Here is a 19,024-nt window from a genome sequence, read left to right on the forward strand (position 1 = left end):
ATGTCTAGCGACTTGCTGTTGACCAGCCTGTCGATCCTGCTGCAAGGATTATTGATGACGTTGCTGCTTTCAGCGGCATCGATTGTCGGCGGCACGCTGATCGGACTGCTCGCGGCGGTATTGCGCTCATTCGGGCCGTGGGGCACGCCACGCATCGCGCGGCTCTACACGGAACTGTTTCGCGGCACGCCCGTGCTGATCACGCTGATGCTGATCTATTTCGGTGTGTCGTACTTCGGCTATGCAATCGACGTGTTCGCGGCGGGAGCGTTGGGCCTGAGCATTTATCAAGGCGCCTATATCGCCGAGGTGTTCCGCTCGGGTATCGAGGCGGTCCCCAAGGGCCAATGGGAAGTCTCGCAGATTCTCGGCCTCAGCAAGACGCAAACGTTCTTTTCGGTGGCGCTGCCGCAAACCGGGAAGATCGTCATGCCGCCGCTCATCGGCCAGTATCTGTCGCTCATCAAGGATACGTCGATCGTCAGCATGATCGGCATGTCGGAGTTGATGCACGGCGGCCAGGCCATCGTCGACCGGGCCGGAAAGCCGGTCGAAATCTATGGACTGGTCGCCGTGCTGTATTTCATCGTGTGCTTTCCGCTATCGCAGTGGGTGCGCCACCATGATCGAAGAAGGAGCGTGTTGTCATGACCAGCGTCATTACGTCGAAACCGATCATCAATCTTGCCGGCGTCAGCAAGTCGTTCGGCGCCACGCAGGTTCTGAAGAGCATCGACCTCGACGTTAGCCCCGGAGAAGTCCTCGTGCTGATCGGCGCGTCCGGTTCCGGAAAAAGCACGGTGCTGCGCATCATGAGCGGTCTCGAAACCGCCGATGCGGGCGAGGTCTGGGTCAATGAAGTACCGCTGCACGACGCGCGCCGCGCGCGCGACATTCGCGGCCACGTGGGCATGGTGTTTCAGCAGTTCAACCTGTTTCCGCACAAGACCGCGCTCGGCAACGTGACGCTCGCGCTCATCAAGGCGCGCAAGATGAGCGCGGCGGACGCGCGCAGGCGTGGGCTCGAAGCGCTCGACCGCGTGGGTCTCGCCGATCGCGCCGAGCATTACCCGAGCCAGCTTTCGGGCGGACAGCAGCAGCGCGTGGCGATCGCGAGGGCGTTGGCCGTCGAGCCCGGCATCATGTTCTTCGACGAAGCCACGTCCGCGCTCGACCCCGAACTGGTCGGCGAAGTCACCGAGGTCATGCGCGGCTTGGCGCGCGACGGCATGACGATGGTTGTCGTCACGCACGAGATGGGCTTCGCACGCAAGACCGCTGATCGCGTCGTGTTCATGGACAAGGGTGTGATCGCGGAGCAGGGCGCTCCCGAACAGATTTTCGTGAATCCGCAGAACGAGCGCACGCGCCAGTTCCTGCATCGCGTACTCGACCACTAACGAAAACCTGTCGCCGACGGAGTTGAATGCATGCCTGCACCTGAATCATCGAGGGCGAGGGGAGTCGACCGCGTTGTCGGCATACTCAAGCAGTTGCATATCGCGCGGCGTCCGCTGACGATGCGCGAGTTGATCGAAGCGACCGGTGCGCCGCGTTCGAGCATCTACGAACTGGTCACGATTCTCACGGAAGCGGGATGGCTCGAAACCGCCGCGGACGGCAGCGTGTTTTTCGGCCGCGAGATGCATTACTACGGGTCCGACTATGCGGTGCACAACGATCTGATCAGCCGCGCGCATCAGGCGATTCTCGCGCTGGTCCGCAATCACGACGAGACCGCGCAACTGTGCATGCTCGAAGGCAACAAGTACACGGTGGTGTTGTCGGAGAACAGTTCTCGGCCGTTCAATATCAGTTCCGACATCGGCGTGAAGGTGCCGATTCCGTGGACCGCAACGGGCCGCCTATTGCTCGCGCACCTGCGCGCGAACGAGATTCGCGCGTTGATTCCAGATGAGGACTTCGTGCTCGACAATGGCCGGCGCGTTGAATTCGAGGCGTTTCTCAGCGACGTCGAACGCGCGGCCGAACTGGGGTACTGCTGCACCGAAGGGCTCTCGCATACGTTTCGCTACTGCATGGCTGCGCCCATTCGCGACCGCTCGGGCCTGGCCGTAGCCGCGCTTTGCTTCATGACGAGCCGCGACACCGCGCCGGAAAAGCGCGCGACGATGCTGGAAGATCTCATTCGTTCCGCAAAGGCGTTATCGCAGCCTTACGCGCGGTTGTAACGGTCACGAATCGTTGGGCTTTTGCCCGGAGCATTGCTCGAGTGCTGCCGCTTCCAGGTCCGCGCCGGATCTGTCCGCTTCCCTTGCATGATCTTCTCCTTTCATCGACGAGTATGTCGCCCGGCATGGGTAGTCGCCCCATGTCGTTTGCTCCATGGAAACGCGCCGCGACGCAAAAGACAATAAAGACGCGTCAACCACCAGGAGAACGACATGCTCAGATTTATCTTTCTTTGCGCTGCACTGCTTTTCGCCGGCACGCCCGGCTACGCGGCGATTCAATTCAAGGACGGTTGGGACAGTCAGGAGAACAGCAACGTCGCGCAATACACGAAGTCGGAGGCGACGGAGTATTTGCGGAACAAGAGCACGGCGCTTCAGAAGATCATCGACGGTCCACAGGCCTGCGTGCTGGAAGTGACGAAAGGCTGTCATCAACCCGGCGACGCGCACTTCACGGTCAACGGCGCGAAGTCCACTTCCCGATGCAAGGTGGACAGCATCTATGTCGGCTCGAAAAGCGATCATGTCGCTTGTCCATAGAAGCACGGGCGACGCGCGGCGCGTCGCCTAGCGGCGTGGCGGCGGGGCGCCCGGCTTGCGATCTCGGCCCTCGTCGTCGCGGCGCTCATCGCCATCCTTATGCTCATCGGCATCCCTGTTGTCGATGAACGGCGAATCGGTGTCGGTGCCGCCTTCGCTCAGCGCCGTGCGCGCGGCCTCGGCCAGTTTTTCATACTGCTTGCGGAAACGGCGTAGATCTTTTTCGTCGAGTTCCTCGAGATCGAGCAGCGCGTTGTGCGCGCCTTCCATTGCGCGAATCAGTTCGTCGAGCTTGATCTGCATGGCAGCCGTATCGCGGTTCTGCGTGTTCTGAATGAGGAACACCATCAGGAACGTGACGATCGTGGTCGATGTGTTGATCACCAGTTGCCATGTGTCGCTGAAGTGAAACAGCGGGCCGGTCAATCCCCAGGCAACCACCAGCCCAACGGCGACGACAAAAGTGGTGGGCCGTCCAGTCATTGTCGAAAGGTAGCTGGAGAACCTCGAAAACCATTTGCCGTTCATCCTGATCTCCGTTATTCGGTTTGATATACGGGATCATGGCATAGACGGCGGCGTGGCTTTCCTTCCTATCGGCGCTCATGCAAGGCACCGGCCGCCCAGTTGCATGGGGGCGGTCGGCGATTCGTCAGACTGACAGGAACTAGGGCGCCACGAAAAAGACATCCGTGCGATTGGACGTGTTGCCCGAGTTGGTTTGAACGAAGAACGAGAGGAACGACGTGCCTCTTGCATCCAGGCCCGAATAGTCGCCGAGGAAGAATCCCCCGGCAACGGGCGCGGTCATCATGTCGAACGGACCGGACAGCTTCAACTCACTGCCGAAACTGGCGCCGCCGTTGGTCGAGGTGGTCTGCCAGTAGTTGGTCGGCAGCGTCGTCGTGTTGCCTGCCGCGAGGTCGCGGAAATCGTAATACGTGACGGCGACTGTTCCGGCCGAATTGACGCGAACCGACGGATTGAACGCGGGTTTTCCGGAGGGCGTGTTCACGCGAATCGGTGCGCTCCACGTCCGCCCGCCATCCGTCGACGTCGACAGTGCGATCTCGTCGTACTGGCCGCCGTTGAAACGCGAGTCCTGCCAGACGACATAGAGTTGCCCTGTCGTCGGATCGATCGCCGGTTCGGGGATGATGTCGCCGGTGCGCACCGGCTGTCCCGTGTTGGGGTCCGTGACCGATACGGTTTGCAGACCCGAGATGATCTGCGGCTTGCTCCATGTGGCGCCGTCGTCGGTCGACCTGACGAACGCGACCTTGCCGGCCGCCTTGCTGAACGGCGGGCTGATCAGATCGAAGAAGTTGTACAGCGTGCCGTCCTGCGAGTTGACCACGATCTGATTGCCGATCGTCTGCTGGCGCGCGGGGGTGTCCACGATGACTGACGGTGAGCTCCAGGTCACGCCGCCGTCGACGGTCCTCGCGAACATCGCCGGGCCCCGGAAGGCGGCGGTATGCAGATTGGCGTAGGGGTTGCCGTTCGGCAGTTCGAGCCGGTCCCAGACCGCGTAGGCCACCCCGGCCTTGGTGGGATTCGCCGTCACCGATTCCTTGTCGTTGAAGAATTGCAGTGTCGGCTCATTGTCGGCGATGAGAACGCTCAGATTCCCCCAGCTCTGGCCGCCGTCCCGGGAAACCGCCGCGCCCACCGCATTGCTGTTGTTGGACTGGTTAAATGAAATGGACACGGAGTAGGCGGTGCCGTCGGGACCGATGGAGACCCACGGGTCGGAAGCGCGCTCATATCCAAGACCGTTGGCGCAGGCGCTGAAGGGCAGCGGCGTCTGCCTCCACGTCAGGCCGCCATCGAACGAGAAGCCTGCCACGAGTCCATGCGCGCCGCCGTTCGACCATCGGTCCTGTTGCCAGACTCCGATGAGATTGGAAGGATTGGTGGGATTCACGGCCAGCCACGGTTCTACCTCGGCGTTCACGTAGAGCGTGCCGGGCCCGCCAATGTTGCAGCTTGCAAACGGACTGGCGCCCGAAACAAGCGTGGGCGCAGCCCAGCTCGTGGTGCTGGCCGCCAGCATGACGGCGAACGGAATTCCGGCCAGATACTGAACAGACTTGTTGCGTCGCATGAAAGACTCCTTTTTATATGCGACCCATAACAGTTGGAGCGGCAGCTTCCACGCAGCCTGGAAAGGAGAGATTCGCATTGCTCGGCTCGGCTGATACGCCCGCGATGAACGTCTCGAAAGCGCCCGCCTGGTTCGCCGTTTTTTTCGTCGCTTCTACTGCCGCTTCAATGCTACGGGCCAGCAAGCGCTGGATACCGTCAGCGCGTCGGCTACGGACTTCGTTACGAACACGGTCTGCGTTGCTGGCCTATGGACGTGCGTCCGCCTTGGCGTCCATTTGCGCTAACGACAACCATCAGGGATTGAAAAGAATTTAGGTCGTACGAACCGCGCCGCCAGCGATTTTTTGTAACATGCCGCGCGGCGCTGCGGCGCGCAACGCTGGCGGCCCGTGTCCACACAATGAAAATGCATGGGCAGCGCGAGCGCGCGAGATGCTATGGGAAACGAGGCGAAGTAAACGAATGGAACATGTGGCGTCACAACGCTGGTTTGCCCGAGTTGGGGAATGTGCGCGGTGCAGCATAAGCCCACGTGCGCTTCAGCCAACAAAAAAAGGCGGCACCCAAAGTGCCGCCCCCTCAAACCTTCCCGCCATACCGCCGCGGTTACCGCACCTTGCCCGCCTTCCACGCGGACAGCAACTGCTCGTACTTCACCGTTTCGCCCTTCGGCTTTTCGTTAGCGAGCTTCTTCCACGGCGCGTGCTGATCGGACAGCCACTTCGACGGATCGCTTTCCGCATTCAACTGCGGCGCGCACACCTTCATGCCCGCGCGCTGCAGCCGGCTCATGACCTGGTCCATTTCCTTCGCGAGATTATCCATCGCGGCTTGCGGCGTCTTTTCGCCCGCCACCGCGGTCGCGACGTTCTTCCACCACAATTGCGCCATCTTCGGATAGTCCGGCACGTTGTTGCCGGTCGGCGTCCACGCGACCCGCGCCGGGCTGCGGTAGAACTCGATCAAACCGCCGTACTTGTCCGCGTTCTTGGTGAAGTAATCGCTATGAATGTCGGAATCGCGAATGAACGTGAGACCGGTGATCGACTTCTTCAGCGACACGCTCTTGGACGTCACGAACTGCGCATACAGCCACGCGGCGGCGCGCTGGTTCGGCGGCGTGGACTTGAAGAACGTCCACGAGCCGACGTCCTGGTAGCCGTTCTGCATGCCGTCCTTCCAGTACGGACCGTGCGGCGACGGCGCCATGCGCCACTTCGGCGTGCCGTCGGCATTGGTCACGTTGCCGGGCTTGAGCATCGACGCCGTGAACGCGCTGTACCAGAAGATCTGCTGCGCGATCTTGCCTTGCGCCGGCACCGGGCCCGCTTCGCTGAACGTCATGCCCGAGGCTTCGGGCGGCGCGTATTTCTTCAGCCAGTCGATGTACTTCGTCGTCGCGAAGACGGCGGCCGGGCTGTTGGTGCCGCCGCCGCGCGAAACCGATGCCCCGACCGGATGACAGCCATCCGGCGTCACGCGAATGCCCCATTCGTCGACCGGCATGCCGTTCGGAATGCCTTTGTCGGCTTCGCCCGCCATCGAGAGCCACGCATCGGTGAACCGCCAGCCGAGCGACGGATCTTTCTTGCCGTAATCCATGTGCCCGTAGACCTTCTCGCCGTCGATCGTCTTGACCTCGTTCGTGAAGAAATCGGCGATGTCCTCATACGCGGACCAGTTCACCGGCACGCCGAGTTCGTAGCCGTATTTCGCCTTGAACTTGTCCTGCAAGTCCTTGCGCGCGAACCAGTCGGCGCGGAACCAGTAGAGGTTGGCGAACTGCTGGTCGGGCAACTGATAGAGCTTCTTGTCGGGCGCCGTCGTGAAGCTCGTGCCGATGAAATCCTTCAGATCGAGACCGGGATTCGTGTACGGCTTGCCTTCGCCCGCCATGTAGTCGGACAGCGGCACGATCACGCCATAGCGATAGTGCGTGCCGATCAGATCCGAATCCGAGATCCAGCCGTCGTAAATGCTTTGACCGGATTGCATCGACGTCTGCAGTTTTTCGACGACGTCGCCTTCCTGGATGATGTCGTGCTTCACCTGAATGCCGGTGATTTCGGTGAACGCCTTGGCCAGCGTTTTCGATTCGTACATGTGCGTGTCGATGGTTTCCGACACCACGTGAATCTCCTTCACGCCCTGCGATTTCAGTTTCGCGGCCGTGTCGACGAACCACTTCATTTCGTCCATCTGCTGCTGCTTCGACAGCGTGCTCGGCTGGAATTCGCTGTCGACCCATTTCTGCGCCTCGGGCATGCCGGCCCGCGCCGCGTGGTTCGCAAAGGCCCCCGCGACAATGCCCGCGACCGCGAGCGCGACGATCCGTCTCCTCTGTTGCATGGTCTTCTCCTGTGTCTCCACACCCCTTGGATCATCTTCCTGCGCCCGCCCGGGGCATCAACGGGAGCCGGTATTTTTTCAGTTGCGCCGCGGCGTCAGCCTTTCCACATGATCGCGAGAAGCACGAGCATCGAGGCCGCGAAGCCGGGCCACGCGTTCGCGCCTTCGGCGCCGATGCCGATCCACGCGAGGTTGATGTACGCGGCGGTGAGAAGGCCAATGAACAGCCGGTCGCCGCGCGTGGTGGCGATCGGCAGAAAACCCTTGCGTTCGATGGTGGGCGAACGGAGTTCCCACACGGTCATGCCGGCCAGCATCAGCACGACGCAGCCGAAGAAGATCGCCACCTCGGGCGTCCAGTACATCCACGTCAGCATCACACTCTCCCCATTGCGAAGCCCTTGGCGATGTAGTTGCGCACGAAGTAGATCACCAGCGCGCCCGGCACGATGGTGAGCACACCCGCCGCCGACAGCACGCCCCAGTCCATGCCCGCCGCCGACACCGTGCGCGTCATCACGGCGGCGATCGGTTTCGCGTTGACGGTGGTGAGCGTGCGCGCGAGCAGCAGTTCGACCCAACTGAACATGAAGCAGAAAAACGCCGTCACGCCCACGCCCGATTTGATCAGTGGCAGGAAAATCTTCACGAAGAAGGCGGGGAACGTATAGCCGTCGATATAAGCGGTCTCGTCGATTTCACGCGATACGCCGGACATGAAGCCTTCGAGAATCCACACCGCGAGCGGCACGTTGAACAGCATGTGGGCGAGCGCGACGGCGATATACGTGTCCATCAAACCGACGCTCGAATAGAGCTGGAAGAACGGCAGCAGGAACACGGCGGGCGGCGTCATGCGGTTGGTGAGCAGCCAGAAGAACATGTGCTTGTCGCCGAGAAAGCGATAGCGCGAGAACGCATACGCGGCGGGCAGCGCGACCAGCACCGACATCACCGTGTTCATCAGCACGTAGATGATCGAGTTGATGTAGCCCCAGTACCACGACGGATCGGTGAAGATCACCTTGTAGTTCTCGAAGGTCACGTGATGCGGCCAGATGGCGAACGTCGACATCGTTTCCTCGTTGGTGCGCAACGAGATCGACAGCATCCAGTAGAGCGGAATCAGCGCGAACAGAATGTAGACGAGCAGCACCAGCGTGCGTGTCCAGCGGCGGTCATTGCGCATGGTCGTCTCCGGTCGTGGCCGCGGTGCCCGTGGTGGCGGGGCCGCCCTTGCCGACGCGCTCCATCCAGTTATAAAGGATGAAACACAGCAGCAGGATGATCAGGAAATAGATCAGCGAAAAGGCCGCGGCCGGGCCGAGGTCGAATTGGCCGACCGCCTTTTGCGTCAGATACTGGCTCAGGAACGTGGTGGAATCGCCGGGGCCGCCGCCGGTCAGCACGAAGGGCTCGGTGTAGATCATGAAGCTGTCCATGAAGCGCAGCAGCACCGCGATCATCAGCACGCCGCGCATCTTCGGCAACTCGATGTAGCGGAACACGGCGAAGCGGCTCGCGCCGTCGATTTCGGCGGCCTGGTAGAACGCGTCGGGAATCGCGCGCAAACCGGCGTAGCAGAGCAGGGCGACGAGCGGCGTCCAGTGCCAGATGTCCATCACGAGCACGGTGACCCACGCGGCGGTGGGGCTCGCGGTGTAGTTGTATTCGATGCCCGAGACGTTGAGCACGTAACCGAGCAGGCCGATATCCGGGCGGCCGAAAATCTGCCAGATGGTGCCGACCACGTTCCAGGGAATCAGCAGGGGCATGGCGAGCACGACGAGCGCCGCCGACGCGCGCCAGCCCGAGGCCGGCATCGCCAGCGCAAGACCGACGCCGAGCGGAATCTCGAACAGCAGCACGCACGCGGAAAAGATGATCTGCCGGCCGAGCGCGCCGCGCAGGTCGCCGTCGTTCATGATCGCGCGGAACCACTCGGTGCCGACGAACACATGCTGCGTCGGGCTAATGATGTCCTGCACCGAATAGTTGACCACGGTCATCAGCGGCAGGATCGCGGAGAACGCGACGCAGATGAATACCGGCACGACCAGCAGCCACGCCTTCTGGTTGATGGGCTTGTTCATCGTGCGATCCTTTCGTCGTTGGCGAAGAACACGGTTTCGGGCGCGGCGAGACGCAGCCAGAGCGAGCCTTCATTCAGTTGCACATGAGGATCCACCTTCGCCTTGAACACATTGCCGTCGCATTGCGCGGTGACCAACTGGTAGTTGCCGAGTTGTTGCGTGCGCAGCAGTTGCGCCTTCACCGCGCCGGCCTCGCCGCTGTCGGCGAGGCGCACGAACTCGGGGCGGATGCCGAGCGTCAGCGTGCCGTTCGCATGCTTGAGCGTGGCGAGCGTGTTCGCGTCGAGTTGCAGGCGCTGCGAGCCGACTTTCACGCCATCGGCATCCAGATCGACCGGGCACAGATTCATCCCCGGACTGCCGATGAAATAGCCCACGAACGAATGATCGGGCCGCAGGAACAGCGCTTCCGGTCCGCCTTTCTGCACGACGCGGCCATTGGTCATCACGACCACTTCGTCGGCGAACGTGAGCGCTTCGACCTGATCGTGCGTGACGTAAATGAGCGTGAGCTTGAGTTGCTGATGGATCTTCTTGAGCTGACGGCGCAGGATCCACTTCATGTGCGGATCGATCACGGTGAGCGGTTCGTCGAACAGGATCGCCGCGACGTCCTTGCGCACGAGCCCGCGCCCGAGTGAAATTTTCTGCTTCGCGTCCGCCGAGAGATTGCTCGCCTTGCGCGGCAATTCGCGCGTCATGTCGAGAATCTCCGCGACTTCATGCACGCGCTTGCGCACTTCGGCGGCGGCGATCTTGCGGTTGCGCAGCGGAAACGCGAGGTTGTCGAACACGCTCATCGTGTCGTAGATCACCGGGAACTGGAACACCTGGGCGATGTTGCGCTCGCGCGGGCTCATCGCGGTGACGTCGCGTCCGTCGAACAGCACCTTGCCTTCCGACGGCGTGACGAGTCCCGAGACGATGTTCAGCAGCGTGGACTTGCCGCAACCGGAGGGCCCCAGCAGCGCATACGCGCCGCCGTCTTCCCAGACCATGCTCATCGGCTGCAACGCGTAATCCTCGAGCGAGGCGGGAGCGGGGCCGTGGTGCGCGCCGGGTTTCACACCGGGTTTCACACCATAAGCGTGCGCGAGATTCTGAAACTCAATGCGCGCCATGAGTCGCCTCCGGGCCGGACAGCAATTTGGTGTCCGCGCCGAATATGAACAGTTCGTCGGGGTCGATGAACACGTCGAGCTGCGTGCCGAGTTCGATCTGATGCACGCCCTGCAACTGCGCGATCAGGTCGATGCCGCCGGTGTGCGTATGCAGGTGCAGGAAGGTTTCGGAACCGCTCAGTTCGGCGAGTTCGAGCCGGCACGGCACGGCGACCGACTGCGCCGTGCGCGGCGCGAGCCGCAAGTGGCCCGGGCGAATGCCGATGCGGCACGTGCCGGCGCCGTTCGCCGCCTGCCTGACCGGCACCTCGATGCCGATCGGCAGACGCGCGGTGCCCTGGGCGGTTAGATCGCTGACGAGCATGTTCATCGGCGGATCGTTGAAAACGGCGGCCACTTCGACGCTGGCGGGCGCGTTGTAGACGTCGAGCGTCGGGCCGTGCTGCAACACGCGTCCCTTGTCGACGATCGCCGTATAGCCGCCGAGCAGCAGTGCCTCCAGCGGCTCGGTGGTCGCGTAGACCACGGTCGTCTTGCCGTCGGCGAAGAGCGTGGCGAGTTCCACGCGCAATTCCTCGCGCAGCTTGTAGTCGAGATTCACGAGCGGTTCATCGAGCAGCACCAGCGAAGCGCGCTTGACGAGCGCGCGCGCGAGCGCGCAGCGCTGCTGCTGGCCGCCGGACAGTTCGGCCGGACGCCGTTGCAGCAGATGTTCGATATGCAGCCTCGCCGCGACTTCATTGACGCGCCGCGTCACTTCCTCGGCGGCGGTCTTTTGCAGTTTGAGCGGCGATGCGATGTTGTCGAACACCGTCATCGCCGGATAGTTGATGAACTGCTGATAGACCATCGCGAGGTTGCGTTGCCGCACGCTCACGCCGGTCACGTCCCGGCCGTCGGCCAGCACGCGGCCCGTGGCCGGCTTGTCGAGTCCTGCCATGACGCGCATCAGCGTGGTCTTGCCCGCCTGGGTCGGCCCGAGCAGCACGTTGATGGCACCGGGGACGAGCCTCAGATCGACGCCGTACAGATGCGTCTGCCCGCCCGAAACGACGGTGACCCGCTCCAGTTCCAAGACCAAATTGCTCTCCTTTTTTGTGTCGCTTTTCGGTGCTGCGGTTGCTGCTGGACGTCAGATAGCCGCGCTGGCGGCGTGCGCGTTCACGGCCCGTTCAAGCGGGCGGCATTCGCCTGCGCGCCCGGTGGGCGAAACGAACTTTCAGCGCGCCGTGAGGCGAAAAGTTGCGGGCTGGAACCTTGCTTGAGGTGGTGTTGCTCATCCATTTGTCTCCGGCTTTTTTATGCCGCTGCTCTGTATGCGAGGCGGGTACTTATGTTCAGAATGGAAATCAAAACAACAAATAAGATGTTCCTTTTTGTTCGTTTACGTATAAATCGGGGTTAACCATACAAATGCGAAACATTTGTGGTCGATACCCCTTACGAGCAATGGAATAACCGATTACGCAGCCGGCATGCATGCGCGGCGGTCTGAAAGTTGGCGGTCAGCGTAGCAGAAAGAGGCGGCAAGAGGAGATCGCATGGGATGCGATCTTTGGTGGGGCGTCCCGCAGACCCTTGAGCCCGCGAATCGCCATCCTCGAACCGTGTTCAAGGTATGCGCGCGGGCAGCGCGAGAGCGGGTATGCGCGCGGGCAGCGCGAGAGCGCGCCGGGAGGCGCGAACCGGCCTTACAGGCCGATGCGGGTTTCGGCAGCCGGTCCGTTCACTCGCGGAGCGTTGTTCGTATGGGCCGGCTCTTGCGCATAAGCCGGATGCCAGCCGCCGAGCAATCGGTCGATCGCCTCCCGAGCGTCGCGCAACGCGTCGGCCAGAGACTCGCTGCTCGACGCGAGGTGGGAAAAACCGGTCCCGCCGCGCTCCCGCACGGCCATCAGGCGACCGCCCAACTGCCGCGTGATCGTGCGGCGCAAGCGCACGCCGTGGCCGTGGCCGTCGTGCGGCACGGCTTCGATCAGTACATGAAATCCGCGATACGTTTCGTTGAGTTGTTGCGCCATGTTCGAGCCGTCGTCAGGAAGAGTGAGCGTCAGACGGCAGCCGCCGCCTCGACGGGCCGCTTGAGCAGCCCCACAGCAAGCGCCGTCACGATGGTGCCCGCCGCGATCGCCACCACGTACATGGCCAGATGCGTGACCGCGTTCGGAATCGGCAGCACGAAAATCCCGCCGTGCGGCACCTTCAGTTCGACGCTCGACGCCATCGAAATCGCGCCCGTAATCGCCGAGCCGATCACGCACGCCGGGATGATCCGCATCGGGTCGCGCGCGGCGAAGGGAATCGCGCCTTCCGTGATGAAGGCCATGCCGAGCACCGCGGCGGCGTTGCCGGCTTCGCGTTCGTCGGTGACGAAACGGTTGCGGAAGATCCACGTGGCGAGCGCGATGCCGAGCGGCGGCGTCATGCCGGCGGCCATTGCGGCCGCCATCGGCGTGTACACCTGGCTCGCGATCAGGCCGGTGCTGAACGCGTAGGCCGCCTTGTTCACGGGACCACCCATGTCGAACGCCATCATCGCGCCGAGCAGCAGGCCGAGCGTGACCGCGCTGCCGGTCTGCATCGAGCGCAGCCAGTTTTCGAGGCCGTGCAGCGCGGTGGCGACCGGCGTGCCGACCACGTAGATCATCAGCAGGCCGACCACGAGCGTCGACACCAGCGGGATGATCAGCACGGGTTTCAGTCCTTCGAGATTGCGGTGCAGTTTCAGCTTGCGGCTAATCAGCAAGGCCGTATACCCGGCGAGAAAGCCGGAGATGATGCCGCCCAGAAAACCTGCCCCGAGGCTCGCGGCGAGCATGCCGCCCACCATGCCCGGCGTGATGCCCGGCCGGTCGGCGATCGAATACGCGATGTAGCCCGACAGCACCGGCACCATCAACGCGAAGGCGGACTTCGCGCCGATCTGGAACAGCGCCCACGCGAGCGTGCCCTTGTGGGCGTCGTCGAATGCGTAGATGCCGCCCAGGGCGAACGAAATCGCGATCAGCAAACCGCCCGCGACCACGAACGGCAGCATGAACGACACGCCCGTCATCAGGTGACGATAGGGGCCGGACGACTTCGCCGAGCGTTGTTTCTTGGCCGCCGCGACCTGGTCCGCGAGGGCGCCACCGCCCGCGCCTGTGCTCTGTGCGGCTCCGTCGACGGTCGCTTCAGCGATCGCCCTTTCGATCAGCGCCGCGCCTTTGCCGATTGCGCCTTTAGTGCCCGTTTCATAGAGCCGCTTGCCGCGAAAGCGGCTCTTGTCGACCTGCGTATCGGCGGCGATCACCACGAGGTCCGCCGCCGCGATCTGCTCGTCGCTCAGCGTGTTCTGCGCGCCGACCGAGCCTTGCGTTTCGACGTGAATGTCGTGTCCCAGCGACTTCGCGCCTTGCGCGAGTCCCTCGGCGGCCATGAAGGTGTGCGCGATGCCGGTCGGGCACGAGGTAATCGCGACGATCTTGAGCGCGCGAGTCGCCGTTTGCGCGGCCGCGGCGTTCCTCGGCGCATCCGCGCCGACGCTCGCCGCCACGCGCGCCAGCACCGCATCGGCTTCGCGGATCGCATCGTCGAGCGAAATGCGATGAATCGTCTTGCCCGCGAACGGCGTTTCGTCGACGCGCTCGCCCGCGTCGGCGGCGATCAGCACGGCGTGCGCCGCGTCGATCTGCGCGGCGTTCAACGGCTCGTGAACGCCGAGCGCGCTGCGCGTTTCCACCGCGAGCGAGGCGCCGCGTTTTTGCGCCGCGCGGTTCAAGGCTTGCGCCGCGACCATCGGCGACGCGCTTTGTTGCGGGGACGATACCAGTCCAATCAGCTTGTCCATTGCTCTCTCTGGCTTACACGGCTTGATGTTGGGTGACGCGCGGCGGATTCGCGGCGACGCTGAAGGTGACGAGTTCGACTTGCGCGGCGAGGGCGTCGAGGCTCGCGTGATCGGGCAAGTGCGGGCCGACCCGCGCGAGCTTGCCTGCCGCGAACGCGGTGGCCCGTTGGCCGACCGAGGGCCACGGGCGCGCTTCGATGAGACTCGCGACGAGGCCCGCCACCAGCGCGTCGCCCGCGCCGACCGTGCTGGACACCGGCACGCGTAAAGGCGCGGCGCGCCAGCCTTGGTAGGAAGAGGCCTGGTCGCCCGATGCACGCGTCACGCCCAGCGCGCCACGCTCGCCCAGCGAAACCACCCCATACGCGATGCCGCGTTCCACGAGCTCGCAGGCCGCGTGAATCAGCGCGTCGTCGTCGGCGAGCGAGCGGCCGAGCGCCGCTTCCAGTTCCGCGCGATTCGGCTTCACCAGATCCGGCAGACCGTCCGGCTCGCCGGCGCGCAATGCGTCGGCGAGCGGCGCGCCGCTCGTATCCAGCGCGACGCGCGCGCCCGCCGCATGCAACGCACGCGTGACGCGTCGATAGAACGACACGTCGACACCCGGCGGCAGACTGCCCGCCAGCACGAACCAGCGCCCAGGCTCGGCGAGTTCGACCACGCGCCGCTCCAACGCGTCGACATCGGCCGCGCTCGGCAGCGAGGTCGCGAGATTGATGTCGGTGGTTTCGTTGCGCGCGGTATCGACGAGCTTCACGTTGATGCGCGGACGCCCCGCGATTCTCACGAAGCGGTCGACGATGTGCTTGTCGGCGAACATCGCGTCGAAAGCCGCGGCGTCCTCGGCGCCGAGCAGGCCCGTGGCGATCGTCGTCATGCCGTAGTCGGCGAGACAGCCTGCGACGTTCACGCCCTTGCCGCCCGCGTTGAATTCGAGCGACGCCGCGAGATTCACCTCGCCGAGCGCAAGGTTGGCGACGCGCACGGTTTGATCGAGCGCCGGATTCGGCGTGACGGTGACGACGGTTTTCATGCCGCCGCCTTGATCTCGGTGTTATCCAGCGCGCGGACCGCGTCGACGTCCTCGCAATCCAATGCGCGGCGCGCGAGTGCCTGCATCGCGTCGAGCCGCGACGCGCGCAGCCGCGATTTGACGGCGGGAATATCGCGCGAGCTCATCGACAGTTCGTCGACGCCGAGACCCGCGAGAATCGACGCGCCGAGCGGATCGCCCGCGAGGCCGCCGCACACGCCGACCCATTTGCGATGGCGGCGCGCGCCGTCGACGGTCTGCTTGATCATGCGCAGCACGGCGGGGTGCAGGCTCTCGGCCATGCGCGCGAGTTCGGGGTGCTCGCGGTCCACGGCCAGCACGTATTGCGTCAGATCGTTGGTGCCGATCGAGAAGAAATCGACCAGCGCGGCGAAGTGATCCGCGAACGCCGCCGCCGACGGCGTTTCGACCATGATGCCGAGCGGCACCTTCGGCGCGTCGAGTTCGGCGCGCACGGTTTCGGCGAGCGCGATGGCCTGGCGCGCCTCGTCGAGCGTGGAGACCATCGGGAACATGATCCACAGCGGGCCATCCTTGGCGGCGCGGTAGAGCGCGCGCAATTGCGGCACGAACAGGTCCGGGCGGCGCAGGCACAGGCGCACGCCGCGCACGCCGAGGAACGGATTCGATTCGTGCGGCAGGTTCAGATACGGCACCTGCTTGTCGCCGCCGATGTCGAGCGTGCGAATGATCAACTGACGCCCGCCGCTCGCTTCGACCATGCGCCGATAGCAATCGTATTGTTCGTCTTCGCTCGGCGCGTCGTGGCGCTCCAGAAACAGGAACTCGGTGCGCATGAGTCCGACGCCGTCCGCGCCGTTGGCGAGCGCGTCGCGCACCTGGTCGGGCCGCGTGATGTTCGCGCCGATCTCCAGCACGTGGCCGTCGAGCGTCGCGGCGGGCAGCGCGCGGTTGGCCGCCGCGCGCTGCGCTTCCTCGGCCAGTTGCAATTGCGTTTGCCGCGCGCGCTCGCGGTCCCGCGCCGACACGCCGACATAGAGACGACCGCCGCTGCCGTCGAGCACCGCGTCGCTGCCGTCGGCGATCTCCATCAACGCCGCGCCGCACGCGACCGCCGCGGGCACGCCGAGCGTGCGCGCGAGAATCGCGGTGTGCGACGTGGGTCCGCCCGACACCGTGCAGAAGCCGAGCGTGACGGCCGGGTCGAGCATCGCGGTGTCGGAGGGCGTGAGGTCTTCGGCGATCAGAATGGCGGGCGTGTCGAGCCGCGTGTCGGTCGCCACGTTTTCGCCGAGGTGCTTCAGCACGCGCCGCGCGACGTCGCGCAAATCGGTGGCGCGCGAGGCGAGCAGCAGATCGGGCAGGGCGGCGAGGCGCGCGGCCTGTTGCTCGGCCGCCTGATGCCAGGACCAGGCCACGCCGTGGCCGTCGAGCAGCAGACGCGCGGCTTCGGTGAACAGGTCCGTGTCGTTCAGCAGTTCGCGGTGGGCCGCGAAGATTTCGGCTTCCGCCGCGCCGAGGCGCGCGGCGGTGTCGCGGGTGAGGGCGTCGAGTTCGTCGGCGGTTTTGCGCAGCGCTTCGTCGAGCCGATGCGTGGCTTCGACGGTCTCGCCGGGGCGGTCCTGAATCTCCAGGCGCGCGGTGCGCAGCACGCGCACCGGTCCGATCGAAAAGCCGGGACCGGCGCTGACGCCTTCGAACACCGTCGCCGGGTCGAGCGGCGTCCACGATACCGGCTGTGCTTTTTGACGGCGCGCGCGAGCCGCCGCGGCGCGCTCGTGTTCTTCCGCCGACAACGCTTCGATGGTGCGTTTCAACGCGGCCAGCGCGTCCGCCGCATCGACGCCTTGCGCGGACAACACCAGGTGCGCATTCGCGGTCGCGCCCAGTTGCAGCAGGCTGACGAGGTTCTTCGGGTCAGCGGCGAGCTTGCCGTTGCGCACACGCAAGGCGGCCTGATAGCGCTTGGCGGTCGCCACCCAGGCGCTGGCCGGGCGAGCGTGCAAGCCGTGCGGATAGTCCAGCACCAGTTCGACGCGCTGCTCGAAATCCGCGGGCGTCGCGTCGATCACCGCGGCGGCGGCGTTGGCGGCGGCGCCGTTCAGCGCGTCGACCAGCACCTGTGGATCGCGCGCTTCGACCAGCGCCTGCAATTGCCGCGGATCGCCGATCAGACGCGTGAGACGTTGCAGCAGCGCGATGTGTTCGTCGGATTGCGCGGCGATCGCGACCACCAGATTGGCGCGCTCGCCGTCGTGCCATTCGACGCCTTCGGGCAATTGCAGCACGGCCACGCCGGTGCGCCGGATCAGATGGCGGTCTTCCTGCATGCCGTGCGGAATCGCGACGCCGTTGCCCAGATACGTGTTCGAGACTTTTTCGCGGCCCTGAAGACTGTCGACGTAAGCGGGCTCGATATAACCGGCGGCGGCCAGCAACTGGCCGGCCTGGACGATCGCCTCGTGTTTCGAACTTGCACGTGCGTTCAGTCGAACCAGCTCTGCGGTAAGCAGCGACGGCATCGCGTCTCCTGAAATCGAATCGTTGAAGTGTGCTTATTGGAATCGATACCACTTTGCGCGTCAAGCCTGAACCGGTGTTACGGATTTCAGTGAAAATCGCGGAAAGCCAGGTAGAATGGTCGGAAAACGCCAATTGGCCGGTACTCGCCGCGACGCGGCGAATTCGCTGGCATGAATGCAATCCAGGGAAAATACCGAGCGGTTCAAGGAATCGATACCACTTCATGAATCTACGAATCAAGGATGTTGCCGAAGCGGCAGGAGTGTCGGTCACGACCGTCTCGCGTGTCCTGTCGAACAACGGGCCGGTGCGCGATGCGGTGCGTCAGCGGGTGCTCGGCGCCATCGAGCAATTGGGTTATCGCCCGAACGCCGCCGCGCGCCGCCTGCGTTCGGGCGACACGGCCACCATCGGCCTGATCGTGTCGGACGTGCGCAACCCGTTCTTCACCGAGGTCAGCCGCGCGGTGGAAGACGCCGCGTATCAGCAGGGGCTGCGCGTGATTCTCTGCAACACGGACGAAAACAGCGAAAAGGAGGCGATGTATCTGCGGCTCATGGAAGAGGAGCGCGTGACGGGCTGCATTTATTCGCCGACTCACGACGCCGCGCAGCGCTTCAAGGCGCAAGCCTACGATTTCCCGGTGGTGATGATCGACCGCGCCGGTCCCGCGGGCAGCGCGGATGCGGTGGTGCTCGATAACCGCGACGCGGCGGCGCGTCTCGTCGAGCATCTGGTGGAGCGGGGCTATCGGCGCATCGCCGGGCTGTTCGGCAACGCCAGTACCACGGGCCGCGAACGTCACGACGGTTTTGCGCAGGCGCTGGGTCGGCATGGCTTGCCGGTGCGGGCGGAGTTCGTCGAGCCGAATGCGGAGAGCGCGCTGCGGCATGTCGGCGCGTGGCTCGCCGACGATCCGGCGTCGCGGCCGGATGCGATCGTCGCGAGCAACGGCTTGCTGCTGCTCGGCGCTTACCGTGAAATGCGGGCGCGCGGCGCGACGCCCGGCGCGGACATCGCGCTCGCCGGTTTCGACAACGACTCGTGGACCGATCTCGTGACGCCGGGCATTACCGTCATCGCGCAGCCGGTGTACGAGATTGGCAAGATCGCCATGCAGTTGCTGACACAGCGGCTCGCGGACCCGTCGATGTCCACGCGTTCGCTGGTTCTGCCAGGCGAGTTGGTGATTCGCGGGTCGACGGCGGCGCGGTAGGTTGGGGGGTAAGGCGGCGCCTTGTTCGACGCGC

Annotated in this window: 17 protein-coding genes; 5 read left to right on the forward strand and 12 right to left on the reverse strand. The window is 64.3% G+C overall.

From position 1 onward, the window contains the following. From BUE39_RS21940 to BUE39_RS21955, 4 genes are all read left to right on the forward strand, one after another. Positions 1 to 651, forward strand: coding sequence for an amino acid ABC transporter permease (locus BUE39_RS21940; RefSeq protein WP_073430821.1), 651 nt, complete (start codon positions 1 to 3; stop codon positions 649 to 651). Continuing rightward, on the forward strand, positions 648 to 1,400 hold the full coding sequence (locus BUE39_RS21945) for an amino acid ABC transporter ATP-binding protein (protein WP_073430822.1): 753 nt from the start codon (positions 648 to 650) through the stop codon (positions 1,398 to 1,400). The genes BUE39_RS21940 and BUE39_RS21945 overlap by 4 nt, the downstream gene beginning before the upstream one ends. Before the next feature lie 30 nt (positions 1,401 to 1,430). Continuing rightward, positions 1,431 to 2,192, forward strand: a complete 762-nt coding sequence (locus tag BUE39_RS21950; RefSeq protein ID WP_073430823.1) for an IclR family transcriptional regulator — start codon at positions 1,431 to 1,433, stop codon at positions 2,190 to 2,192. A 213-nt stretch (positions 2,193 to 2,405) separates the two neighbouring features. Further along, a complete protein-coding gene (locus tag BUE39_RS21955; RefSeq protein ID WP_073430824.1) occupies positions 2,406 to 2,735 on the forward strand; it encodes a hypothetical protein in 330 nt (109 codons plus the stop codon). Positions 2,736 to 2,762: 27 nt separating this feature from the next. Here BUE39_RS21955 and BUE39_RS21960 read toward each other — a convergent pair whose 3' ends face one another. The 12 genes from BUE39_RS21960 to ptsP all read right to left on the reverse strand — a co-directional run bounded on the left by BUE39_RS21960 (position 2,763) and on the right by ptsP (position 17,773). Next, positions 2,763 to 3,263, reverse strand: coding sequence for a low affinity iron permease family protein (locus BUE39_RS21960; RefSeq protein ID WP_073430825.1), 501 nt, complete (start codon positions 3,261 to 3,263; stop codon positions 2,763 to 2,765). A 139-nt stretch (positions 3,264 to 3,402) separates the two neighbouring features. Beyond that, positions 3,403 to 4,842 carry a sialidase family protein gene (locus BUE39_RS21965; protein WP_073430826.1) on the reverse strand — a complete coding sequence of 480 codons (1,440 nt, stop codon included), beginning with the start codon at positions 4,840 to 4,842 and terminating at the stop codon, positions 3,403 to 3,405. Positions 4,843 to 5,450: 608 nt separating this feature from the next. Continuing rightward, positions 5,451 to 7,193 (reverse strand): ABC transporter substrate-binding protein, encoded by a 1,743-nt coding sequence (locus tag BUE39_RS21970; RefSeq protein WP_073430827.1) that lies wholly within the window; start codon positions 7,191 to 7,193, stop codon positions 5,451 to 5,453. Between the two features lie 95 nt (positions 7,194 to 7,288). Continuing rightward, complete coding sequence (locus BUE39_RS21975) at positions 7,289 to 7,570, reverse strand: DUF2160 domain-containing protein (RefSeq protein ID WP_073430828.1); 282 nt, start codon at positions 7,568 to 7,570, stop codon at positions 7,289 to 7,291. Continuing rightward, a complete protein-coding gene (locus tag BUE39_RS21980; protein ID WP_073430829.1) occupies positions 7,570 to 8,382 on the reverse strand; it encodes a carbohydrate ABC transporter permease in 813 nt (270 codons plus the stop codon). The genes BUE39_RS21975 and BUE39_RS21980 overlap by 1 nt, the downstream gene beginning before the upstream one ends. Further along, entirely contained in the window at positions 8,372 to 9,286 is a 915-nt protein-coding gene (locus BUE39_RS21985; RefSeq protein WP_073430830.1) for a carbohydrate ABC transporter permease, read from the reverse strand. The genes BUE39_RS21980 and BUE39_RS21985 overlap by 11 nt, the downstream gene beginning before the upstream one ends. Further along, positions 9,283 to 10,407 carry an ABC transporter ATP-binding protein gene (locus BUE39_RS21990; RefSeq protein WP_073430831.1) on the reverse strand — a complete coding sequence of 375 codons (1,125 nt, stop codon included), beginning with the start codon at positions 10,405 to 10,407 and terminating at the stop codon, positions 9,283 to 9,285. Before BUE39_RS21990 ends, BUE39_RS21985 begins: the two co-directional genes overlap by 4 nt. Then, positions 10,394 to 11,488 carry an ABC transporter ATP-binding protein gene (locus BUE39_RS21995; RefSeq protein ID WP_073430832.1) on the reverse strand — a complete coding sequence of 365 codons (1,095 nt, stop codon included), beginning with the start codon at positions 11,486 to 11,488 and terminating at the stop codon, positions 10,394 to 10,396. The genes BUE39_RS21990 and BUE39_RS21995 overlap by 14 nt, the downstream gene beginning before the upstream one ends. Before the next feature lie 610 nt (positions 11,489 to 12,098). Next, a complete protein-coding gene (locus BUE39_RS22000; protein WP_073430833.1) occupies positions 12,099 to 12,428 on the reverse strand; it encodes a hypothetical protein in 330 nt (109 codons plus the stop codon). Positions 12,429 to 12,457: 29 nt separating this feature from the next. After that, complete coding sequence (locus BUE39_RS22005) at positions 12,458 to 14,236, reverse strand: PTS fructose-like transporter subunit IIB (RefSeq protein ID WP_073430834.1); 1,779 nt, start codon at positions 14,234 to 14,236, stop codon at positions 12,458 to 12,460. Positions 14,237 to 14,249: 13 nt separating this feature from the next. Next, entirely contained in the window at positions 14,250 to 15,269 is a 1,020-nt protein-coding gene (locus BUE39_RS22010) for a 1-phosphofructokinase family hexose kinase (protein ID WP_073430835.1), read from the reverse strand. Then, positions 15,266 to 17,773: a phosphoenolpyruvate--protein phosphotransferase gene (ptsP, locus tag BUE39_RS22015; RefSeq protein WP_073430836.1), complete on the reverse strand. Its 2,508-nt coding sequence runs from the start codon at positions 17,771 to 17,773 to the stop codon at positions 15,266 to 15,268. Before ptsP ends, BUE39_RS22010 begins: the two co-directional genes overlap by 4 nt. A 224-nt stretch (positions 17,774 to 17,997) precedes the next feature. On the opposite strand from ptsP, the gene BUE39_RS22020 reads away from it, so the two are divergent. Beyond that, complete coding sequence (locus BUE39_RS22020; protein ID WP_073430837.1) at positions 17,998 to 18,990, forward strand: LacI family DNA-binding transcriptional regulator; 993 nt, start codon at positions 17,998 to 18,000, stop codon at positions 18,988 to 18,990. Positions 18,991 to 19,024 lie beyond the last annotated feature (34 nt).

This window comes from Paraburkholderia terricola, assembly GCF_900142195.1.
GTDB classification, from domain to species: domain Bacteria; phylum Pseudomonadota; class Gammaproteobacteria; order Burkholderiales; family Burkholderiaceae; genus Paraburkholderia; species Paraburkholderia terricola.

Coding starts and splice junctions, on each gene's coding strand:
- BUE39_RS21950 (WP_073430823.1), top strand. CDS start 1,431: ATGCCTGCACCTGAATCATCGAGGGCGAGGGGAGTCGACCGCGTTGTC.
- BUE39_RS21955 (WP_073430824.1), top strand. CDS start 2,406: ATGCTCAGATTTATCTTTCTTTGCGCTGCACTGCTTTTCGCCGGCACG.
- BUE39_RS21960 (WP_073430825.1), bottom strand. CDS start 3,263: ATGAACGGCAAATGGTTTTCGAGGTTCTCCAGCTACCTTTCGACAATG.
- BUE39_RS22010 (WP_073430835.1), bottom strand. CDS start 15,269: ATGAAAACCGTCGTCACCGTCACGCCGAATCCGGCGCTCGATCAAACC.
- BUE39_RS22005 (WP_073430834.1), bottom strand. CDS start 14,236: ATGGACAAGCTGATTGGACTGGTATCGTCCCCGCAACAAAGCGCGTCG.
- ptsP (WP_073430836.1), bottom strand. CDS start 17,773: ATGCCGTCGCTGCTTACCGCAGAGCTGGTTCGACTGAACGCACGTGCA.
- BUE39_RS21985 (WP_073430830.1), bottom strand. CDS start 9,286: ATGAACAAGCCCATCAACCAGAAGGCGTGGCTGCTGGTCGTGCCGGTA.
- BUE39_RS21945 (WP_073430822.1), top strand. CDS start 648: ATGACCAGCGTCATTACGTCGAAACCGATCATCAATCTTGCCGGCGTC.
- BUE39_RS22000 (WP_073430833.1), bottom strand. CDS start 12,428: ATGGCGCAACAACTCAACGAAACGTATCGCGGATTTCATGTACTGATC.
- BUE39_RS21980 (WP_073430829.1), bottom strand. CDS start 8,382: ATGCGCAATGACCGCCGCTGGACACGCACGCTGGTGCTGCTCGTCTAC.
- BUE39_RS21970 (WP_073430827.1), bottom strand. CDS start 7,193: ATGCAACAGAGGAGACGGATCGTCGCGCTCGCGGTCGCGGGCATTGTC.
- BUE39_RS21940 (WP_073430821.1), top strand. CDS start 1: ATGTCTAGCGACTTGCTGTTGACCAGCCTGTCGATCCTGCTGCAAGGA.
- BUE39_RS21965 (WP_073430826.1), bottom strand. CDS start 4,842: ATGCGACGCAACAAGTCTGTTCAGTATCTGGCCGGAATTCCGTTCGCC.
- BUE39_RS21990 (WP_073430831.1), bottom strand. CDS start 10,407: ATGGCGCGCATTGAGTTTCAGAATCTCGCGCACGCTTATGGTGTGAAA.
- BUE39_RS22020 (WP_073430837.1), top strand. CDS start 17,998: ATGAATCTACGAATCAAGGATGTTGCCGAAGCGGCAGGAGTGTCGGTC.
- BUE39_RS21975 (WP_073430828.1), bottom strand. CDS start 7,570: ATGCTGACGTGGATGTACTGGACGCCCGAGGTGGCGATCTTCTTCGGC.